The sequence below is a fragment of the Micromonospora echinospora genome (assembly GCF_900091495.1).
Classification (GTDB): Bacteria; Actinomycetota; Actinomycetes; order Mycobacteriales; family Micromonosporaceae; genus Micromonospora; species Micromonospora echinospora.
This window is the reverse complement of record NZ_LT607413.1, coordinates 7206721-7222308: the sequence shown is the minus strand read 5'-3', so window position 1 is coordinate 7222308 and position 15588 is coordinate 7206721. Positions and strand designations below refer to the sequence as shown.

At 73.6% G+C, this 15588-nt stretch carries 15 protein-coding genes; 10 read left to right on the top strand and 5 right to left on the bottom strand.

From position 1 onward, the window contains the following. Positions 1 to 149 precede the first annotated feature (149 nt). The 5 genes from GA0070618_RS30705 to GA0070618_RS30685 all read left to right on the top strand — a co-directional run bounded on the left by GA0070618_RS30705 (position 150) and on the right by GA0070618_RS30685 (position 3906). Positions 150 to 347 carry a hypothetical protein gene (locus GA0070618_RS30705; protein WP_088984756.1) on the top strand — a complete coding sequence of 66 codons (198 nt, stop codon included), beginning with the start codon at positions 150 to 152 and terminating at the stop codon, positions 345 to 347. Then, positions 344 to 601 (top strand): flavin reductase, encoded by a 258-nt coding sequence (locus tag GA0070618_RS30700; RefSeq protein WP_088984755.1) that lies wholly within the window; start codon positions 344 to 346, stop codon positions 599 to 601. The genes GA0070618_RS30705 and GA0070618_RS30700 overlap by 4 nt, the downstream gene beginning before the upstream one ends. Positions 602 to 690: 89 nt before the next feature. Beyond that, positions 691 to 1437: a response regulator transcription factor gene (locus GA0070618_RS30695; RefSeq protein ID WP_088985960.1), complete on the top strand. Its 747-nt coding sequence runs from the start codon at positions 691 to 693 to the stop codon at positions 1435 to 1437. 58 nt (positions 1438 to 1495) lie between these two features. Next, entirely contained in the window at positions 1496 to 2944 is a 1449-nt protein-coding gene (locus GA0070618_RS30690; RefSeq protein ID WP_231931975.1) for a sensor histidine kinase, read from the top strand. 227 nt (positions 2945 to 3171) lie between these two features. Further along, complete coding sequence (locus tag GA0070618_RS30685; RefSeq protein WP_088984753.1) at positions 3172 to 3906, top strand: helix-turn-helix domain-containing protein; 735 nt, start codon at positions 3172 to 3174, stop codon at positions 3904 to 3906. Here GA0070618_RS30685 and GA0070618_RS30680 read toward each other — a convergent pair. Continuing rightward, positions 3885 to 4280 carry a VOC family protein gene (locus GA0070618_RS30680; protein ID WP_088984752.1) on the bottom strand — a complete coding sequence of 132 codons (396 nt, stop codon included), beginning with the start codon at positions 4278 to 4280 and terminating at the stop codon, positions 3885 to 3887. The genes GA0070618_RS30685 and GA0070618_RS30680 overlap by 22 nt on opposite strands. Positions 4281 to 4342: 62 nt before the next feature. Here GA0070618_RS30680 and GA0070618_RS33760 point away from each other — a divergent pair, with 62 nt between their 5' ends. The 5 genes from GA0070618_RS33760 to GA0070618_RS30665 all read left to right on the top strand — a co-directional run bounded on the left by GA0070618_RS33760 (position 4343) and on the right by GA0070618_RS30665 (position 9907). Next, positions 4343 to 4492, top strand: a complete 150-nt coding sequence (locus GA0070618_RS33760; protein WP_157749043.1) for a hypothetical protein — start codon at positions 4343 to 4345, stop codon at positions 4490 to 4492. Positions 4493 to 4575: 83 nt separating this feature from the next. After that, positions 4576 to 4725: a hypothetical protein gene (locus tag GA0070618_RS34175; protein ID WP_170107785.1), complete on the top strand. Its 150-nt coding sequence runs from the start codon at positions 4576 to 4578 to the stop codon at positions 4723 to 4725. Positions 4726 to 4730: 5 nt separating this feature from the next. After that, positions 4731 to 6146 carry a methyltransferase domain-containing protein gene (locus GA0070618_RS30675; protein WP_088984751.1) on the top strand — a complete coding sequence of 472 codons (1416 nt, stop codon included), beginning with the start codon at positions 4731 to 4733 and terminating at the stop codon, positions 6144 to 6146. Positions 6147 to 6153: 7 nt separating this feature from the next. Beyond that, positions 6154 to 8187 (top strand): sulfatase-like hydrolase/transferase, encoded by a 2034-nt coding sequence (locus tag GA0070618_RS30670; protein ID WP_231931974.1) that lies wholly within the window; start codon positions 6154 to 6156, stop codon positions 8185 to 8187. A 436-nt stretch (positions 8188 to 8623) separates the two neighbouring features. Continuing rightward, positions 8624 to 9907 carry a citrate synthase gene (locus tag GA0070618_RS30665; protein WP_088984749.1) on the top strand — a complete coding sequence of 428 codons (1284 nt, stop codon included), beginning with the start codon at positions 8624 to 8626 and terminating at the stop codon, positions 9905 to 9907. Positions 9908 to 9981: 74 nt separating this feature from the next. Here the strand turns inward: GA0070618_RS30665 and GA0070618_RS30660 are convergent, their stop codons facing one another. The 4 genes from GA0070618_RS30660 to GA0070618_RS30645 all read right to left on the bottom strand — a co-directional run bounded on the left by GA0070618_RS30660 (position 9982) and on the right by GA0070618_RS30645 (position 15330). Next, entirely contained in the window at positions 9982 to 10665 is a 684-nt protein-coding gene (locus GA0070618_RS30660) for a fasciclin domain-containing protein (RefSeq protein ID WP_143740202.1), read from the bottom strand. A gap of 94 nt (positions 10666 to 10759) precedes the next feature. Then, positions 10760 to 12886 (bottom strand): M14 family zinc carboxypeptidase, encoded by a 2127-nt coding sequence (locus GA0070618_RS30655; protein ID WP_170107786.1) that lies wholly within the window; start codon positions 12884 to 12886, stop codon positions 10760 to 10762. Positions 12887 to 13017: 131 nt separating this feature from the next. After that, positions 13018 to 13683 (bottom strand): response regulator transcription factor, encoded by a 666-nt coding sequence (locus GA0070618_RS30650; RefSeq protein WP_088984747.1) that lies wholly within the window; start codon positions 13681 to 13683, stop codon positions 13018 to 13020. 246 nt (positions 13684 to 13929) lie between these two features. After that, complete coding sequence (locus GA0070618_RS30645) at positions 13930 to 15330, bottom strand: glycosyltransferase family 4 protein (protein ID WP_088984746.1); 1401 nt, start codon at positions 15328 to 15330, stop codon at positions 13930 to 13932. Positions 15331 to 15588 lie beyond the last annotated feature (258 nt).

Sequence of the window (15588 nt, the reverse complement as noted above, 5' to 3'; positions counted from 1 at the left end):
CTCACGGGCTGTAGTTGTCTGACCACTGTGGGGGAGGGTGGCTGGGAGGCGGCGCGGTCGGTGGAGGCGAGACCCGGCGACCGTGCCTGCCGGGCCGCCCCCCCGTGGGGAGGCGGGGCGGCCCTTCCACGACGAACGGACGAAGGTAGGTGGGCGGATTGACCGTCCGGGACTACGAGAAGGCCCTTGCCCTCGGGGAGACCTGCGGGGCCACCGTCGGGGAGGGACGCTGGCGGGCGGTGTGCAACCTGGTCCCCGGCCACGAACCGCCGCACGAGGAGTGGCGGGGACACGGCACGGTCACCTTCGGGACCTGGCCCTCGCCCCCGCAGGGTGAGCCGCGATGACCGCCGGGCGTGGTCGGCCCGAGCACACCGCCGCACGTCCCTCCTGGCGGTGTCGGGCCTGCGGTGCCCCGTGGCCCTGCTCGCCGGCCCGGCTACGGCTGCTGGTCGAGTACCGGGGGAACCGGCCCACCCTGCTGATCTACTTGAACCTGATGATGGAGGACGCGGCGGCCGACCTTCCGCCCGGAGACCCGGACGACGCCGCCCCGTCCGACTTGGCCCTGCGTTTCCTCTCCTGGGCCCGCGCCCGTTGAGCGGGCGGCCGGGAACTGCGGCGACGCGCACAGGTGGCGCACAGGGAACACCGAGACGGAACACAGCACCCCGGGTCAGGATGGTGTCCATGGTGACCGACGGGCATGCGTTGCCGGGCCGGGTCGAGCTGCGCCGCCCGGACGGCGGGCCGGTCCGCGTGCTGGTGGTCGACGACGAGCCCACCCTGACCGACCTGCTCGCCATGGCGCTGCGCTACGAGGGCTGGCAGGTGGCCACCGCCGGCAACGGCATGGCCGCGCTGAGCAGCGCCCGGCAGGTCCGCCCGGACGTGGTGGTGCTCGACGTCATGTTGCCCGACCTGGACGGCTTCCAGGTGCTCCGCCGGCTGCGCGAGCAGTCGCCGAACGTGCCGGTGCTCTTCCTGACCGCCCGGGACGCGGTGCAGGACCGGATCGCCGGGCTGACCGTCGGCGGCGACGACTACGTCACCAAGCCGTTCAGCCTGGAGGAGGTGATCGCCCGGCTCCGGGCGCTGCTGCGCCGTGCCGGGCTGGCCGTGGCCGCCCGCGAGGACGCCGTCCTCACCGTCGGCGACCTGAGCCTCGACGAGGACAGCCACGAGGTCCGCCGGGGGGACGACCTGATCACCCTCACCGCCACCGAGTTCGAGCTGCTCCGCTACCTGATGCGCAACCCCCGCCGGGTGCTCAGCAAGGCCCAGATCCTCGACCACGTCTGGAACTACGACTTCGGCGGGCAGGCGAACGTCGTCGAGCTGTACATCTCGTACCTCCGGAAGAAGATCGACGCCGGCCGCGAACCGATGATCCACACGTTGCGTGGGGCGGGGTATGTCCTCAAGCCGGCCCCGTGAGACCGGCCCCACCGCCGCCCGCGCCCGCCGCGACGGCCGCCGGGCGCTGCGGCGCTGGGTGACCGGCTGGTCCCTGCGCGCCCGGCTGGTGGCCATCCTGGTCGTGCTGCTCGCCCTGGTCAGCGTCGGCGTCGGCGGAATCACCACGGTGGCGCTGCGGCTCTTCCTGATCTCCCAGGTCGACGACCAGTTGACCCCGGACTGGCAGCCCCGGGGGCCCGCCGGAACCATGCCCGGCGGGCTGCTGCGCGACATCGCCGCCCTGCGCGTCCCGCCCGGTTACCCGACCGGCACGATCGTCGCCTGGACCGCCGACGGCCAGGTCACCGCCGCCCGGACGCTCACCTCCGGCCGGGACGAGGAGGCCGTCTCCCCGGACCAGGTCGCGGCGGTCGCCACCCTGCCCACCGACGGTCGGCCCCGTACCGTCGACCTCGGCGACCGGGGCGACTACCGGTTCGTGGCGCAGCGGTTCCGCGACGGCAGCGTCCGGGCCCTCGGTGTGCCGCTGGCCGGCGTGCAGGAGACCGTCTGGCGGATGGTCGCCGCGCAGGCCGGCATCGCCACCGTCGGCCTGCTGCTCGCCGGCTCGGCGGGCGCGCTGATCGTCCAGGCCACTTTGCGCCCGCTGCGCCGGGTCGCCGCCACCGCCACCCGGGTCACCGAGCTGCCACTGGACCGGGGCGAGGTCGCCCTCTCCGTCCGGGTGCCGGCCGCCGACACCGACCCGCGCACCGAGGTCGGCCAGGTCGGCGTCGCGCTCAACCGGATGCTCGGGCACGTCGCCGCCGCGCTCGCCGCCCGCCAGGCCAGCGAGACCCGGGTACGCCAGTTCGTCGCCGACGCCAGCCACGAGCTGCGTACCCCGCTCGCCGCGATCCGGGGGTACGCGGAGGTGGCCCGCCGGGGCCGCGCGCAGGCCCCGCCCGACGTGGCGCACGCGCTGCGCCGGGTGGAGTCGGAGAGCGTGCGGATGACCAGCCTCGTGGACGACCTGCTGCTGCTGGCCCGACTCGACTCGGGACGACCGCTGGTGTCCGAGCCGGTCGACCTGTCCGCGCTGGTGGTCGACGCGGTCAGCGACGCGCACGTCGCCGGTCCCGAGCAGCGCTGGCAGCTCGACCTGCCGGACGAGGCGGTCGAGGTGTCGGGCGACGCCGCCCGGCTGCACCAGGTGGTGACCAACCTGCTGACCAACGCGCGGGTGCACACTCCGCCCGGCACCACCGTCACCACCACGCTGCGGGCCGAGCCGGACACCGCCGTGCTGACCGTCGCCGACGACGGGCCCGGTATCCCGGCGGAACTGCAACCGGAGGTGTTCGAACGGTTCGCCCGGGGCGACAGCTCCCGCTCCCGGGCGCACGGCAGCACCGGCCTTGGACTGGCCATCGTGGCCGCCGTGGTGGACGCCCACCACGGTCGGGTCGAGGTGGACAGCCGACCCGGGCGGACCCTGTTCACCGTACGTCTGCCGGTTCACACCGGCGCCACGACGTCCGCATAGACGACGCCTCGGCCCGCTCCCGCCGCTCATCCGCTGCTGAGGTGGTTGCAGGGGACCCTTCCTCATCAAAAAGCGGTAGCAAGGGCCCCCTGCAACCACCCCAACCACCCCAACCACCCCAACCACGCGAGCAACCTGCAACCACCCGAGCATCCGAGCAGCCGAGCAGCCGAGCAGCCGAGCAGTCGGGCGGCGCGTTGACGTCGACCGGGTGGCAGGCTGGGGGCGTGTACCGGGAACGTCCCGCGCGGCTCACCGGGGCGGTGCTGTGGACCAGCACCGCCCCGGCGGACGTCGTCCCGACCCGGGTGCTGCCGGACGGCTGCCTCGACCTGCTCTGGTCCAGTCGGGCCGGGCTGGTGGTGGCCGGGCCGGACCGCAGGGCGCACGTCTCGGTCGGTGATCCGGGGGAGCGGTGGGTCGGCCTGCGGCTGCCGCCCGGCATCGGGCCGGCGGTGTTCGGTCTGCCCGCCGACGCGCTGCGGGACCGGCGGGTGCCGCTGGCCGACCTCTGGGGTGACCGGGCGGTCGCCGAGCTGGCCGAGCGGGCGGCGCGGGCCCCGGGGGAGGCGCTGGAATCCGTCGCGGCGGCGCGGCTGCGCGGGGCCGGCGGCGCGGATCCGCTGGGCGTCCGGGTCGCCGCCCGGCTGCGCGCCGGGGCCACCGTCGCCGCCACCGCCGCCGAGGTGGGCCTCGTCCCGCGCGTCCTGCACCGTCGCTGCCTGACCCTGTTCGGGTACGGCCCGAAGACCCTCGCCCGCATCCTGCGGATGCAGCGTGCGCTGGCCCTGGCCCGCACCGGTACGCCGTTGGCCGAGGTGGCTGCCCGCAGCGGGTACGCCGACCAGGCGCACCTGACCCGCGACGTGCGGGACCTGGCCGGGGTGCCGCCGACCACGCTGCTCCGGCCGGTTCAGCCGGGCAGCGGGGCGTGGCCGGCTCAGCCCGGCAGCGGGGCGTAGAGGTCGACGCCGTTGCCCTCCGGATCGTGCAGGACGGCGTACCGCTGCCCCCAGAAGGCGTCCCAGGGGGCGAGGTGTCCGGTGAAGCCGGCTCCGGTCAGCTCCGCGTAGTACCGGTCGACCTCGGCCGGGTCGGCGCAGCGGAACGCCAGGTTCATCCGGGGGCCGCCGTCGCCCGGCTGCCAGTCCGGGTCGAAGGAGCGGATTGTCTCCACGGTGTCCCAGGCCAGCCGGACGCCACCGGGCAGGCTGACCTCCACGTGCGGCTCGTTCTCCGCGCCGGGCGGCACGTCGACGCCGAGACGGCGGTAGAAGTCCAGGGTGCGGGCCATGTCCGTGGTCGCCATACCGACCAGGTCGAGACGAGGTGTCATGCCCCGACGGTAGGGCGGGCGGGGCGCGGTCGTCTTGAACGGATCGGACCCGAGACGTCGGCGTGTCGCCGGCCGGCGTGGGCCCGGCCCGGCGGGCCCGGACATCCCGGTCCATCCCCGGCGGCGACGCGTCGGCGGTCCGGCGCGGGGCGTTCGCCGACCGGCTGCCCGGTGTGGCCCCGTACGGGCGGATCGCGGCGTACGGTGTGTGAAGACAAGTCCGGCTTTTAGGGCATAATTGCCCCAGCGCGCCGGCCGGACTCACTCCACGACGGCGAGGGAAGGGAGCGGGTCGGTGATGCACCTGGCCTACCTGGACGCGGGATCCGGCAGCCTGATCGTGCAGGCGGTGGTGGGCGGAGTGGCCGGGGCGGCGGTGGCCGCCAAGCTCTACTGGCGCCGACTGGCCGACCGGTTCCGGCGTCAGCGCACCGACCGGCACTGACCGGCATGACCATTCCCCACACCGGGCTCCGGGCCGAGCCGGCCTCGTTCCGCGACCCGGCGAACCGGGTGTTCCACCTCGACGGTGACGTCCTGCGCGGTCTCGACGAGCAGGCCGCCCGCGACTACCGGGCACTGGCCGGCACGGAGTTCTTCCGTGCCCTGCTCGCCGCCGGCAAGGTCTGCGGCACCGAGCCGGTCGAACCGGTGCCCGGCACGCCCTGGTCCGCCGTGCTGCGGCACGAGCGGATCCCGTTTGTCTCCCACCCGTACGAGTGGTCGTTCGGCATGCTGCGCGACGCCGCGCTCCTGCACCTGGAGATCCTCCGCACCGCCCTCGCCCACGGGTTCACCCTCAAGGACGGGTCGGCCTACAACGTGCAGTGGCGCGGGGCCGCCCCGGTCTTCATCGACGTGGGGTCGTTCGAGCCGGCCCGCGAGGGCGAACCCTGGGCGGGCTACCGGCAGTTCTGCCAGACGCTGCTGTACCCGCTGCTGCTCCAGGCCCACCTCGGCGTGGACTTCCAGCCGTGGTTGCGGTCCCGCGTCGACGGCATCGAGGCCGACCAGCTACGACCGCTGTTCCGGGGCGTACGTCGCCTGCTGCCCGGCGTGCCGACCCACGTGCACCTGCACGGGGCGATGCAGCGGCGGCACGCCACCGCCACCACCACCGACGTCCGCGACCAGCTCCGGGCCGCCGGGTACTCCCGGGACCTGGCGCTGGCCACCGTCCGGGGCATCGAACGACTCGTCGACCGGCTGGACCGGCCGCCACCGGACAGCCACTGGGCCGACTACCAGCGCACCTGCGGCTACTCGGCGGAGGACCGGGCCGGCAAGGAACGCTTCGTCGAGGCCGCGCTGGCGGCCGGACCGCGTCCCCGGCTCGTGCTCGACCTCGGCGCCAACGACGGCCGGTACGCCCGGATCGCCGCCCGGCACGCCGACGCGGTGGTCGCCGTCGAACAGGACCCGGCGGTGGTCGACCGGTTCTACCGGCGGCTGAGCGCCGAGTCGGAACGGCGGATCCTGCCCCTGGTGATGGACCTCGCCGACCCGTCCCCGGGCGGTGGCTGGCGCGGGGTGGAACGGTCCTCCTTCGCGGCCCGGACCGCCGCCGACGCCGTGCTCGCCCTGGCGGTCGTGCACCACCTGGCCATCGGGCGCAACGTGCCCCTGCCGGAGGTGGTCGACGCCCTGGTCGGGCTGACCCGCCCCGGCGGACGGATCGTGGTGGAGTTCGTGCACCCCCGCGACCCGATGGCGCGGCGGCTGCTGGCGAACAAGCCGGTGGGGATCTTCCCGGACTACCGGTGCGAGGTCTTCGAGCGGCTGCTTGGCACGCGGTGCCGGATCACCCGCCGACTCGACCTGCCGTCGGGAACGCGGACCCTGTACCTCGGGACCGTGGGTGGCTGAGCGGACGATCGCGCCCCCGGCCGTCGAGGCCGCCCCGGCCCCCGCGCCCCCGCCGCCGGTCTGGCGGGCCGAGGGCGGCCTGCTGCTGGAGGTGGTCGCCCTGGTCGGGCTGGCCGTCACCCAGCCCCTGCTGGACGTACTCGGCCGCAGCCCCGACTTCTTCCTGTTCCACCGGGCCACCCCCGGGCAGGTGGTGGCCCTGCTCGCCCTGGTCGCGGTGGTGCCCACCGCCGTGCTGGCCGGGCTCGGCGCGTTGACCCGGCTGGCCGGCGGTCGGGTCCGGCTGGTGACGCACCGCGTGCTCGTCGCGCTGCTCCTCGCCGTCCTCGCCGTCCAGGTGGGGCGGGAGGTGACCGGGCTGCGGGGCGTACCGCTGCTGCTGGCCGCCGGTGCGGCGGGGGTGGCGGGCGCGGCGGCGCACCGGCGTTGGCGCGTGCCCGGCCGGATGCTCCGGGCCGCGGCGGTCGGACCACCGGTCTTCGTCGCCCTCTTCGTCCTCGTCTCGCCGGCCTCGGCGGTGGTGCTGCCGCGCGCCGACGGGACGGGGGCGGGTGTGGCCACCGGTCCCGGTGGGCACCCGCCGGTGGTCCTGCTCGTCCTCGACGAACTGCCGCTCCACTCGCTGCTCGGCCCGGACGGGCGGATCGACGCGACCCGGTTCCCGCACTTCGCCGAACTGGCCGCCGGGTCGACCTGGTACCGCAACGCCACCGGCGTCAGCGGCTGGACCCCCTACGCGCTGCCGGCGATGCTGACCGGCCGGTACCCGGCCCGGCCGGACGCCCCGCACTACTCCCGGTACCCGGAGAACCTCTTCACCGCCCTCGGCGGCCTCTACGACATCCACGCGCAGGAGAGCATCACCCGCCTCTGTCCGCCGAGCCGTTGCGACCAGCCGGTCGGCCCGGAGCAGGGGCTCGGGGTGCTGGTCCGGTCCAGCGCCGACCTGCTGCGCCAGCTCGTCGCGCCGGCGGAGAGCCGGGTCGACCCGGAGGCGGGCTACCGGGAGCCCACAGCCGCCGAGGCGGGACTCGACGCGGCCGAGCCACCCCCGACCGACCCGAAGTTCCGGTGGGACAACCTGGACGACCACCAGCCGGCCCGGTTCACCCGCTTCCTGGCCGACCTGCGCCCCGCCGCGCGGCCCACGCTGCACTTCCTGCACCTGCTCATGCCGCACCCCCCGTGGACGTACCTGCCCTCCGGGTCCCGGTACGAGGCCCCGGACGACCTGCCGGACGACGGCGCCGGCTGGGCCGACCTGGGCCGGCAGCGGCACCTGGCCCAGCTCGGCTACACCGACCGGCTGATCGGCGAGACGCTCCGCACCCTGCGCGCGACCGGCCTCTACGACCAGGCGTTGCTGGTGGTCACCGCCGACCACGGCGTCAGCTTCACCACCGGCTCCCAGGGCCGGGGGATGGACGCGATCCGCGCTGCCCCGGACGAGGTGGCCTGGGTGCCGACGTTCGTCAAGGAGCCCGGCCAGCGGGCCGGGCGGGTCGACGACCGGAACTGGGAGCACGTCGACCTGCTGCCGACCGTGGCCGACCTGGCCCGGGTCCGCCTGCCCTGGCGGGTCGACGGACGGTCGGCGCGGCAGGAGGCCCGTGGACGGGGCGACAAGCGCTTCTACGACCGGCCGGGGCAGCCGCTGACCCTGCCCGGCGGCGTACCCGCCCCGCCCGTCCCGGCCGCGCCCCACCCGCTGGTGGGGACCACCGTCGGCGACCCGCCGACCGGCGGTACGGTCCAGGTGGCCAACCTCGACGCGTTCCGCGCCGTCGACCCGGCCGCCGGACGGCTGCCCGCGCTGGTCTGGGGGACGGTGCCCGACCGGGTGCCCGACGGCACGTTGCTGGCCGTGTCGGTCAACGGACGCGTCGGCGCGGTCGTGCCCGTGGTCCCGCCCGATCCGGCCGGGCGGCGTTTCGCGGCGCTGCTGACCGACGACGCGCTCTTCCGGGCCGGACCGAACCGGCTCGACGTCTACCAGGTCGCCCCGGACGGGACGCTGCGCCGGCTCACCCCGGTCGGCTGACGCCGCGCGCCGCCCACCGCTCGGTGCCGCCGGCGGCTGCCCGGAGACGGGGTGTCGGCCGGCCCCGCCGAGTGATTTCCCCCACTGCCCACCGGTGCGGCGGTCCCGGTTGTCCCGGCCCGCCGATGGTCACCGAGGGTTGATCCCACAACGCGTAAGCGGCTGACAGTCGTCGATGTCGGGATGGTTTCGGATGATTTCCGCTCATCATTTGTCGTCACTGCCGGAACCCGCCTGACCGCCGCCGGTCGTCCGCTTCGTCCCAGCACGACGGGGTTTCCGAGTCGGCCGATAGGGAATCGCGTGACGCATCCCTCACCGCTCAACCACGACAGGCGGTGTCACAGGGATCGCGTTTACGGTAAAAGCGAAGACACCTTCGTCAAAAAGCGGAGGCGGTCCTCAACGTAGATTCTGCCGGCGAAGCGAGGGACAGATGACGGAAGTCAAGCTCGATCACCCCGGTGGGCAGCTTTCGATGCCGGTGCAGTCCGCGGTCGAAGGCCCCGCCGGAATCCGGGTCGGCAAGCTGCTCAAGGAGACCGGACTGGTCACCTACGACCCCGGGTTCGTCAACACCGCGGCCTGCTCCTCGGCGATCACCTACATCGACGGTGACGCGGGCATCCTGCGGTACCGGGGCTACCCCATCGAGCAACTGGCCGAGAAGTCCTCCTTCCTGGAGGTCTCCTACCTGCTCATCTACGGTGAGCTGCCGACCGAGGCGCAGCTCGACGACTTCAGCCAGCGGATCCGCCGGCACTCGATGCTGCACGAGGAGATGCGGCGCTTCTTCGACGGGTTCCCGCGCGACGCGCACCCGATGGCGGTGCTCTCCTCGGCGGTGAGCGCGATCTCCACCTTCTACCAGGACAGCCTGGACCCGTTCGACGCCGAGCACGTGGAGATGTCCACCGTCCGGCTGCTGGCCAAGGTCCCCACCATCGCCTCGTACGCGCACAAGAAGTCCATCGGACAGGCGATGCTCTACCCGGACAACTCGCTCGGGTACGTGGACAACTTCCTCCGGATGACCTTCGGCGTGCCGGCCGAGCCGTACGACGTCGACCCGGTGATGGCCCGGGTGCTGGACATGCTCTTCGTCCTGCACGCCGACCACGAGCAGAACTGCTCCACCTCGACGGTCCGCCTGGTGGGCTCCAGCAACGCCAACCTGTTCGCCTCGGTCTCGGCCGGGGTCAACGCCCTCTTCGGGCCGCTGCACGGCGGCGCCAACCAGGCGGTGCTGGAGATGCTCCAGCGCATCCAGGCCGACGGCGGGGACGTGCAGTCCTTCGTCCGCAAGGTCAAGGACAAGGCCGACGGCGTCAAGCTGATGGGCTTCGGCCACCGGGTCTACAAGAACTACGACCCGCGCGCCGCCATCGTGAAGAAGGCCGCCCAGGACGTGCTCGGCCGGATGGCCAAGCCGGACCCGCTGCTCGACCTCGCGATGCAGCTCGAGGAGATCGCCCTCGCCGACGACTTCTTCGTCTCCCGCAAGCTCTACCCGAACGTGGACTTCTACACCGGCCTGATCTACAAGGCCATGGGCTTCCCGACCAAGATGTTCACGGTGCTCTTCGCGCTCGGCCGGCTGCCCGGCTGGATCGCGCAGTGGCGCGAGATGATCGGCGACCCGGAGACCAAGATCGGCCGTCCGCGGCAGCTCTACACCGGTGCCGCCGAGCGGAGCTACGTACCGTTCGCGGAGCGCTGAGGCGACCACACACCGACGGCCGTCGACCCGGGTACGGGGTCGACGGCCGTCGGCGTGTGTCGGGGCGTACGCGTTCAGTGCGCCGGGTGGTCGTCGCCGTTCGCGGTGGTGGGCAGGCTGCCGAGCACGTGGTCGATGACGTGGATCCGGGCCCGGACGGCCTGGTAGTCGGCGCAGACCAGATCGGCCTCGTCGTCGACGCGTGCGCCCTGCCCTTGGCCGGTCACGGTCAGTCGGGTGCCGGCGAGGGTGGTCACCGTGCCGGCGGAGACCAGCTCGGCGACCGGCAGCGCGCCGGTGACCACATGTTCACGCAGCAGACCGCGCAGCTTCTCGGTGTCCTTCAGGAGCAGCTCGTCGAGGTTCGTCCGGGAGAACTTGGCCGCGAACGCGTCGTCGGTCGGGGCGAGGATGGTCACCGGCTGGGTCCCGGCCAGCTCGGTGGCCATGCCGCTGGCCCGGACCGCCGCCTCGAAGGTGGTGAGCACGGGTATCCACCCGAGGGCGCGGTCGGCGGGCTGGTCGACGAGCGAGGCCGGGTTGCCCGGTTCGCTGCCCGAGGGCAGCACGTCGCAGAGCGGACCGGTCACGGTGACCGCGGCCGGGCTGCCGGCGTCCGTCGTGCCCGGTCCGCTGTCGTCCCCGCCGGTGCATCCGGCGACCGCGACCAGCAGGGCGAGGGCCCCGGCGAGCGGGATGGCGCGCCGTCGGGCGCGGCGCGGTGCCGGCGTCGCGGCCCGGGGGAGGGTGTCGGTCACGGTCTTCTCCACTCCACTGGCGTCAGGGGCACCGGCAGGCCGGTCGCGGGACCGGCCTGCCGGCACGAGAGTCGTCGGTACGAGGTTCAGCAGCTCACAGGCGTGCGCACTGGCTGGACTTCGGACCGCTGACCGAGTTGCCGACCTCCAGGTTGACCGGCGCGGGGGCGTTGCCGGTGCAGCCCAGCGGGCCGGAGACGGTGTTGCCGGCCAGCAGCGGGGCCACGCCCGCGCTGTCGACCACGTTCACCGGGCCGTCGACCCGGTTGTCGACCAGGACCACCGGGCCCCGGGTGCCGGTGACGTTGACCGGCCCGTTCACCGTGGTGTCGGTCAGCACGAACCCGGCCGCGCCGCTGACGTTGACCGGCCCGGAGATCGAGCTGCCGTTGACGATCAGGGTGGCGCCCGGCTGGACCCGGATCGGACCCCGGACGGTGGCGCCGGCCAGGCAGGCCACGCCGGTGACGGTCAGCGGACCGTTGTGGGTGCCGGTCAGCGTGGGCGCGATCCGCTCGCCGTCGACCAGGCCCTCGACGGCCTGCCCGTCGAGGAGCAGCGGCACCAGACCCCGCTCCGGCTGCGACAGCGGGACGAGGTACCCGTCGGCGACCTTGATGACCTTCCAGCCGTGGGCGGCGAGCCGCTGGGCCACGGTGGTCTGCCGGCCGGCCGGGCCGTCGCTGCGCGCCCCGTTGTACTGCTCCTCGGTCAGCCGGTACGCGCACGGCGGCTGCTCCAGGATCCGCTCCGGGGTGGGGGCGTCCAGCGGCGGCGGGGCCTCACCCGGGTGCGGCGCGGGGTACGCCTCGATCGGGCGCGAGCCCCGGAACACGATCCGGCCGGTGTTCGCCGACTGGAAGGCGATGCCCTCCGCCCGGGCCTTGCTGATGCCGGGGATGTTCGCCACGTGGTACGTCAGGAACTGGTGGAACGTCCACAGGGCGGAGTACGTCTTGCGCCGGCGGTTGTTGGCGGTGTTGCCCTCGTCCGGCCGGGTCGGGCCACCGGAGCTGCGCAGCTCCAGCAGGGAATTGACCACGTTCTTCAGGCCGAGGGTGTTGCGCAGGATGGTCTCCTCGCTCAGGCCCACGCCGGCGCCGGTGCACCCGTACGGGCAGGCCCACCAGCCGTCCTTGGCGCCCTCGGTGTACATGTGCCCCTCGATCATGTCCTGCGACGTGTCGAAGATCCCCTGGGGCACGTTCTGGTGGCGCGGCGGCAGCATCGGCAGGTCACCGGTGTTGGTGTTGCCGTACTCGTGGCCGTCGAAGCTGGCGATCGGCCGGTAGTCACGGACCATCTCCACGAAGGCCTGGGTCTCCGGCTGGCGGATCAGGGAGTAGTCCCGGTTCAGGTCCTGACCGGTGGAGTTGCCCCGGCTGTTGGCCGCCCGGCCGTCACCGTTGATGGTCGGCACGATCAGCATGGTGGTCTTCGACAGCTTGTCGAGCGTGGCGGCGTCGTCGGTGAAGGCGAGCTGCCGGGCCATGATGAGGCAGCCCTCGCGGTCACCGGGCTCGTTGCCGTGGACGTTGCAGTTGACCACCAGCGGGTTCGTCGCGGCGACCGCATCCGGCGTCGCCGGCGGGGTGGGGTAGCCGATGACGAACATGTTGATCGGCCGGTTCTGGACGGTACGGCCGATCTCCACCACCCGTACCCGCTCGCTCAGCTCGTCGACCGCCGCGGTGTAGGCGTACTCGTTGACGTCGCTGGTGTACTGCGCGCCCAGCGTGGTCTCCCACTGCGTGCGCAGGTTCTGGCCCGGGGTGTTCGGGTCGCCCCAGTGCGGCCGGGTGGTGCCGCTGACCGGCGCCGAGTACGGCTGCTCGGTGGTGCCGACGCGGGCGCGGACCCGCCACTGGAACCGGTTCCCGGGGGCGAAGCCGGCATCGGCGAAGGTCGGCTCGGTGTTGTTGACCTGGCGGTTCGGCCGCCAGAGACCGCTGATCACCGCCGGCCCGGTGGCGGTGCCGTCCTCGGCCACCGGGGTCCGCTCGATCTGGTAGTCGGTGGCGCCGTCGACCGGGGTCCAGGCCAGGGTCGCGTACCCGTCGCCCTGGACGACCGTCAGGTCCCGGACCTGGTTCGGCTCCGCCTGCTGCTGGGCCGCCGCGAGCGCCGACTGCCCGTGCGCCTGGGCGGGCAGCGCCGTCGCGGCGAGGGTGACGGCGAACAGGGCGGAGAACACACCGGCCGTAGTCCGTCTGTATCTCAAGGGGATCTCCAAACAGGAGGGATGGCTGGGGTACCGACAGCACACCCGTAATCAGCCGTTCATGGGGCCGCCAGCTGGGATTCTTGAGGATCATCTGAGGTTGCCGCCCCACCGGTCGTCACGGTGGGTGATCAGCCGGCCCGGAGCCGGTAGCCGACGCCACGTACCGTCTCCACCAGGCCGGCGTCGTCCAACTTCCCGCGCAGCGCCGCGACGTGGACGTCGAGATTGTGCCGGGTCGCCCAGGTGGTGTGCCAGACCTCCATCTGCAACCGGTCCCGGGACACCACCGTGCCGGCCTGCCGGGCCAGCACCACCAGCAGGTCGAACTCCTTACGGGACAGGCCGACCTCCCGGCCGGCCAGCCAGACCCGCCGGGCGTCGACGTCGACGCGCAGGTCGCCGACCTGGAGGGCGGCGGTGACGCGGGCGGCACCGGCGGCGCGGCCGGTGCGACGCATCACCGCCTCGATGCGGGCCTGCAACTCGACCATCGAGAAGGGCTTCACCACGTAGTCGTCGGCGCCGGCGCGCAACCCGGCCACCCGGTCGTGCTCCTCGCCCCGGGCGGTCACCGCGATGATGGCGACCTCCTCGCTGAGCTGGCGGATCCGCCGGCACACCTCCAGGCCGTCGCGGTCGGGCAGGTTCATGTCGAGCAGGATGAGGTCGACCGGCTCCGCCCGTACCGCCTCCGCCGCCGTCAGCGCCTGGACCACCTCGTGCCCCCGCCGCCGCAGCGCCGCGGCGAGAACCGCCGCGACACGCAGGTCGTCTTCCACCAGGAGCACCCGCACCCAATCCTCCTCGGACCTAGTCCCGGTCGGATGCTGCGAGTCTGTCCGATGCATACCTGCGCTGAACAGTGCGGATGCAAGATCGTAACGGCAGATCAGGATGCCCGGACGGGAGCGGCCAGGCGACGATCGGCCCACCGCCGAGTGGCCGCCCCCGTGCGGGGTGGTGGTCGCAGGGGGTGCTGGGGTGGTTGCAGGGGTCCCCTGTTCGACAGAAATCGGTAACAGGGGACCCCTGCTACCACCTCAGCGCAGGCCGGCGGCGGCGAGCAGGTTGCCTTCCCCGACGGCCGGGGAGGCAGGACGGCCGTGTGCCATCCGCTGGGCCGCCTGCGCCGCGGTGAACGACGAGGAACCGGCGATGGCGGTGGCGTAACTGTCGACGGTGCGCTGCGCGATGGCCGCCCAGCCGTACTGCTCGTGCACCATGACGCGGGCGCGCCGGGCGAGCATCCGGGCCCGGTCGGTGTCCGAGAGCAGCGCGTGCACCGCCTCGCTGAGCCCGTCGGGGTCCTGAGGGCGGAAGGTCATGCCGGTCACGCCGGGCTCGACGATCTCGGCGAGACCCCCGGTCGCGGCGACGGCGAGCGGCGCGCCGGCCGCCGCCCCCTCCAACGCCACCATGCCGAACGGCTCGTAGATGCTCGGCACCGCGAAGCAGTCCGACGCGGCCATCACGGCGGGCAGGTCGGTGCCACCGAGGAAGCCGGGCAGGCTGACCGTGCCGGCCAGGCCGAGCCGGTGCACCTCGGCCTCCAGCTCACCCCGGTACGGGCCGTCGCCGACGATCACGGCACGCAGCCCGGGGTGCCGGTCCCGCAGCCGGGGCAGGCTGGCGAGGAGGTGCTGCACGCCCTTCTCGTAGACCAGCCGACCGGCGAAGGTGACCAGCGGCCCGTCCCCGGCGAACCGGCGGCGGGCGGCGGCGACCGCGGCCACCGGGGCCTTCCAGCGGTGCGGCTCGACCCCGTTGGGCACCACGTCGACCCGCCCGGCGGGCACGCCGAACAGCCCGGTCACCTCGTCGCGCATGTACCCGGAGCAGACGATCACCCGGCCGGACTCGTTGCTGAGCCAGTGCTCGACCCCGTGGATGGTGCGGTTCATCTCCTCCGGCAGCCAACCCTGGTGCCGTCCCGCCTCGGTGGCGTGGATCGTGCTCACCAGCGGCACGTCCAGGTGGTCACGCAGCGTCATCGCGGTGTGCGCGACGAGCCAGTCGTGGGCGTGCACCACGTCGTACCCGCCGGACTCGGCGGCGCGCAGCGCGGCCCGGGTGAGGGTGTGGTTGAACGCCATCGTCCAGGCCAGCAGCGAACCGGTGGCCAGGGGGAAGGTCACCGGGTCCTCGGCGGCGCGGACGACCCGCACGCCGTCGGCGTACTCCTCCAGCGGGGCGCCCTCGGCGTGCCGGGTGACCACGGTGACCTCGTGTCCGGCGGCGACCAGGGCCAGTGAGAGGGCGTGCACGTGGCGACCGAGCCCGCCGACGAGCACCGGCGGGTACTCCCAGGAGAGCATCAGGATCCGGCGCGGACGGGATGTCGACCCGGCGGGCTGCGGGATCTGGGGGCGGGAGGTGAGGGTGGGCCGGCAGGTCCGGTCCGAGGGGCTCGCGAGGTGCTCGCCGACCCGCGGGGTCGTCACAGTCAGTTCTCCGTCCAGGCAGGAGGGCACACGCCGACGTCGATGGCGGCGGAAGGTTGGTGATGGTGGGGCCGAACGGCCGGGCGTGGACGCGCACGCGCGCCCGCACCAAGGGAACGGTATGAAGCGCGAACCCGCATCCCGAGCGGGGCGGAACGTGACGAGCAACACTTCTAGGTTTGAGTCGCCCAGCCGGGTGTATTTCGGGCCACGGGGCGATCGGGTGGATTGGCGTGCGGTGCGGTGGGGCAATACCGG

Bases quoted from the DNA above. Each gene is read 5' to 3' on its own strand.
- GA0070618_RS30700 (WP_088984755.1), top strand. From the start codon at position 344: ATGACCGCCGGGCGTGGTCGGCCCGAGCACACCGCCGCACGTCCCTCC.
- GA0070618_RS30695 (WP_088985960.1), top strand. From the start codon at position 691: ATGGTGACCGACGGGCATGCGTTGCCGGGCCGGGTCGAGCTGCGCCGC.
- GA0070618_RS30680 (WP_088984752.1), bottom strand. From the start codon at position 4,280: ATGACACCTCGTCTCGACCTGGTCGGTATGGCGACCACGGACATGGCC.
- GA0070618_RS30675 (WP_088984751.1), top strand. From the start codon at position 4,731: ATGACCATTCCCCACACCGGGCTCCGGGCCGAGCCGGCCTCGTTCCGC.
- GA0070618_RS30665 (WP_088984749.1), top strand. From the start codon at position 8,624: ATGACGGAAGTCAAGCTCGATCACCCCGGTGGGCAGCTTTCGATGCCG.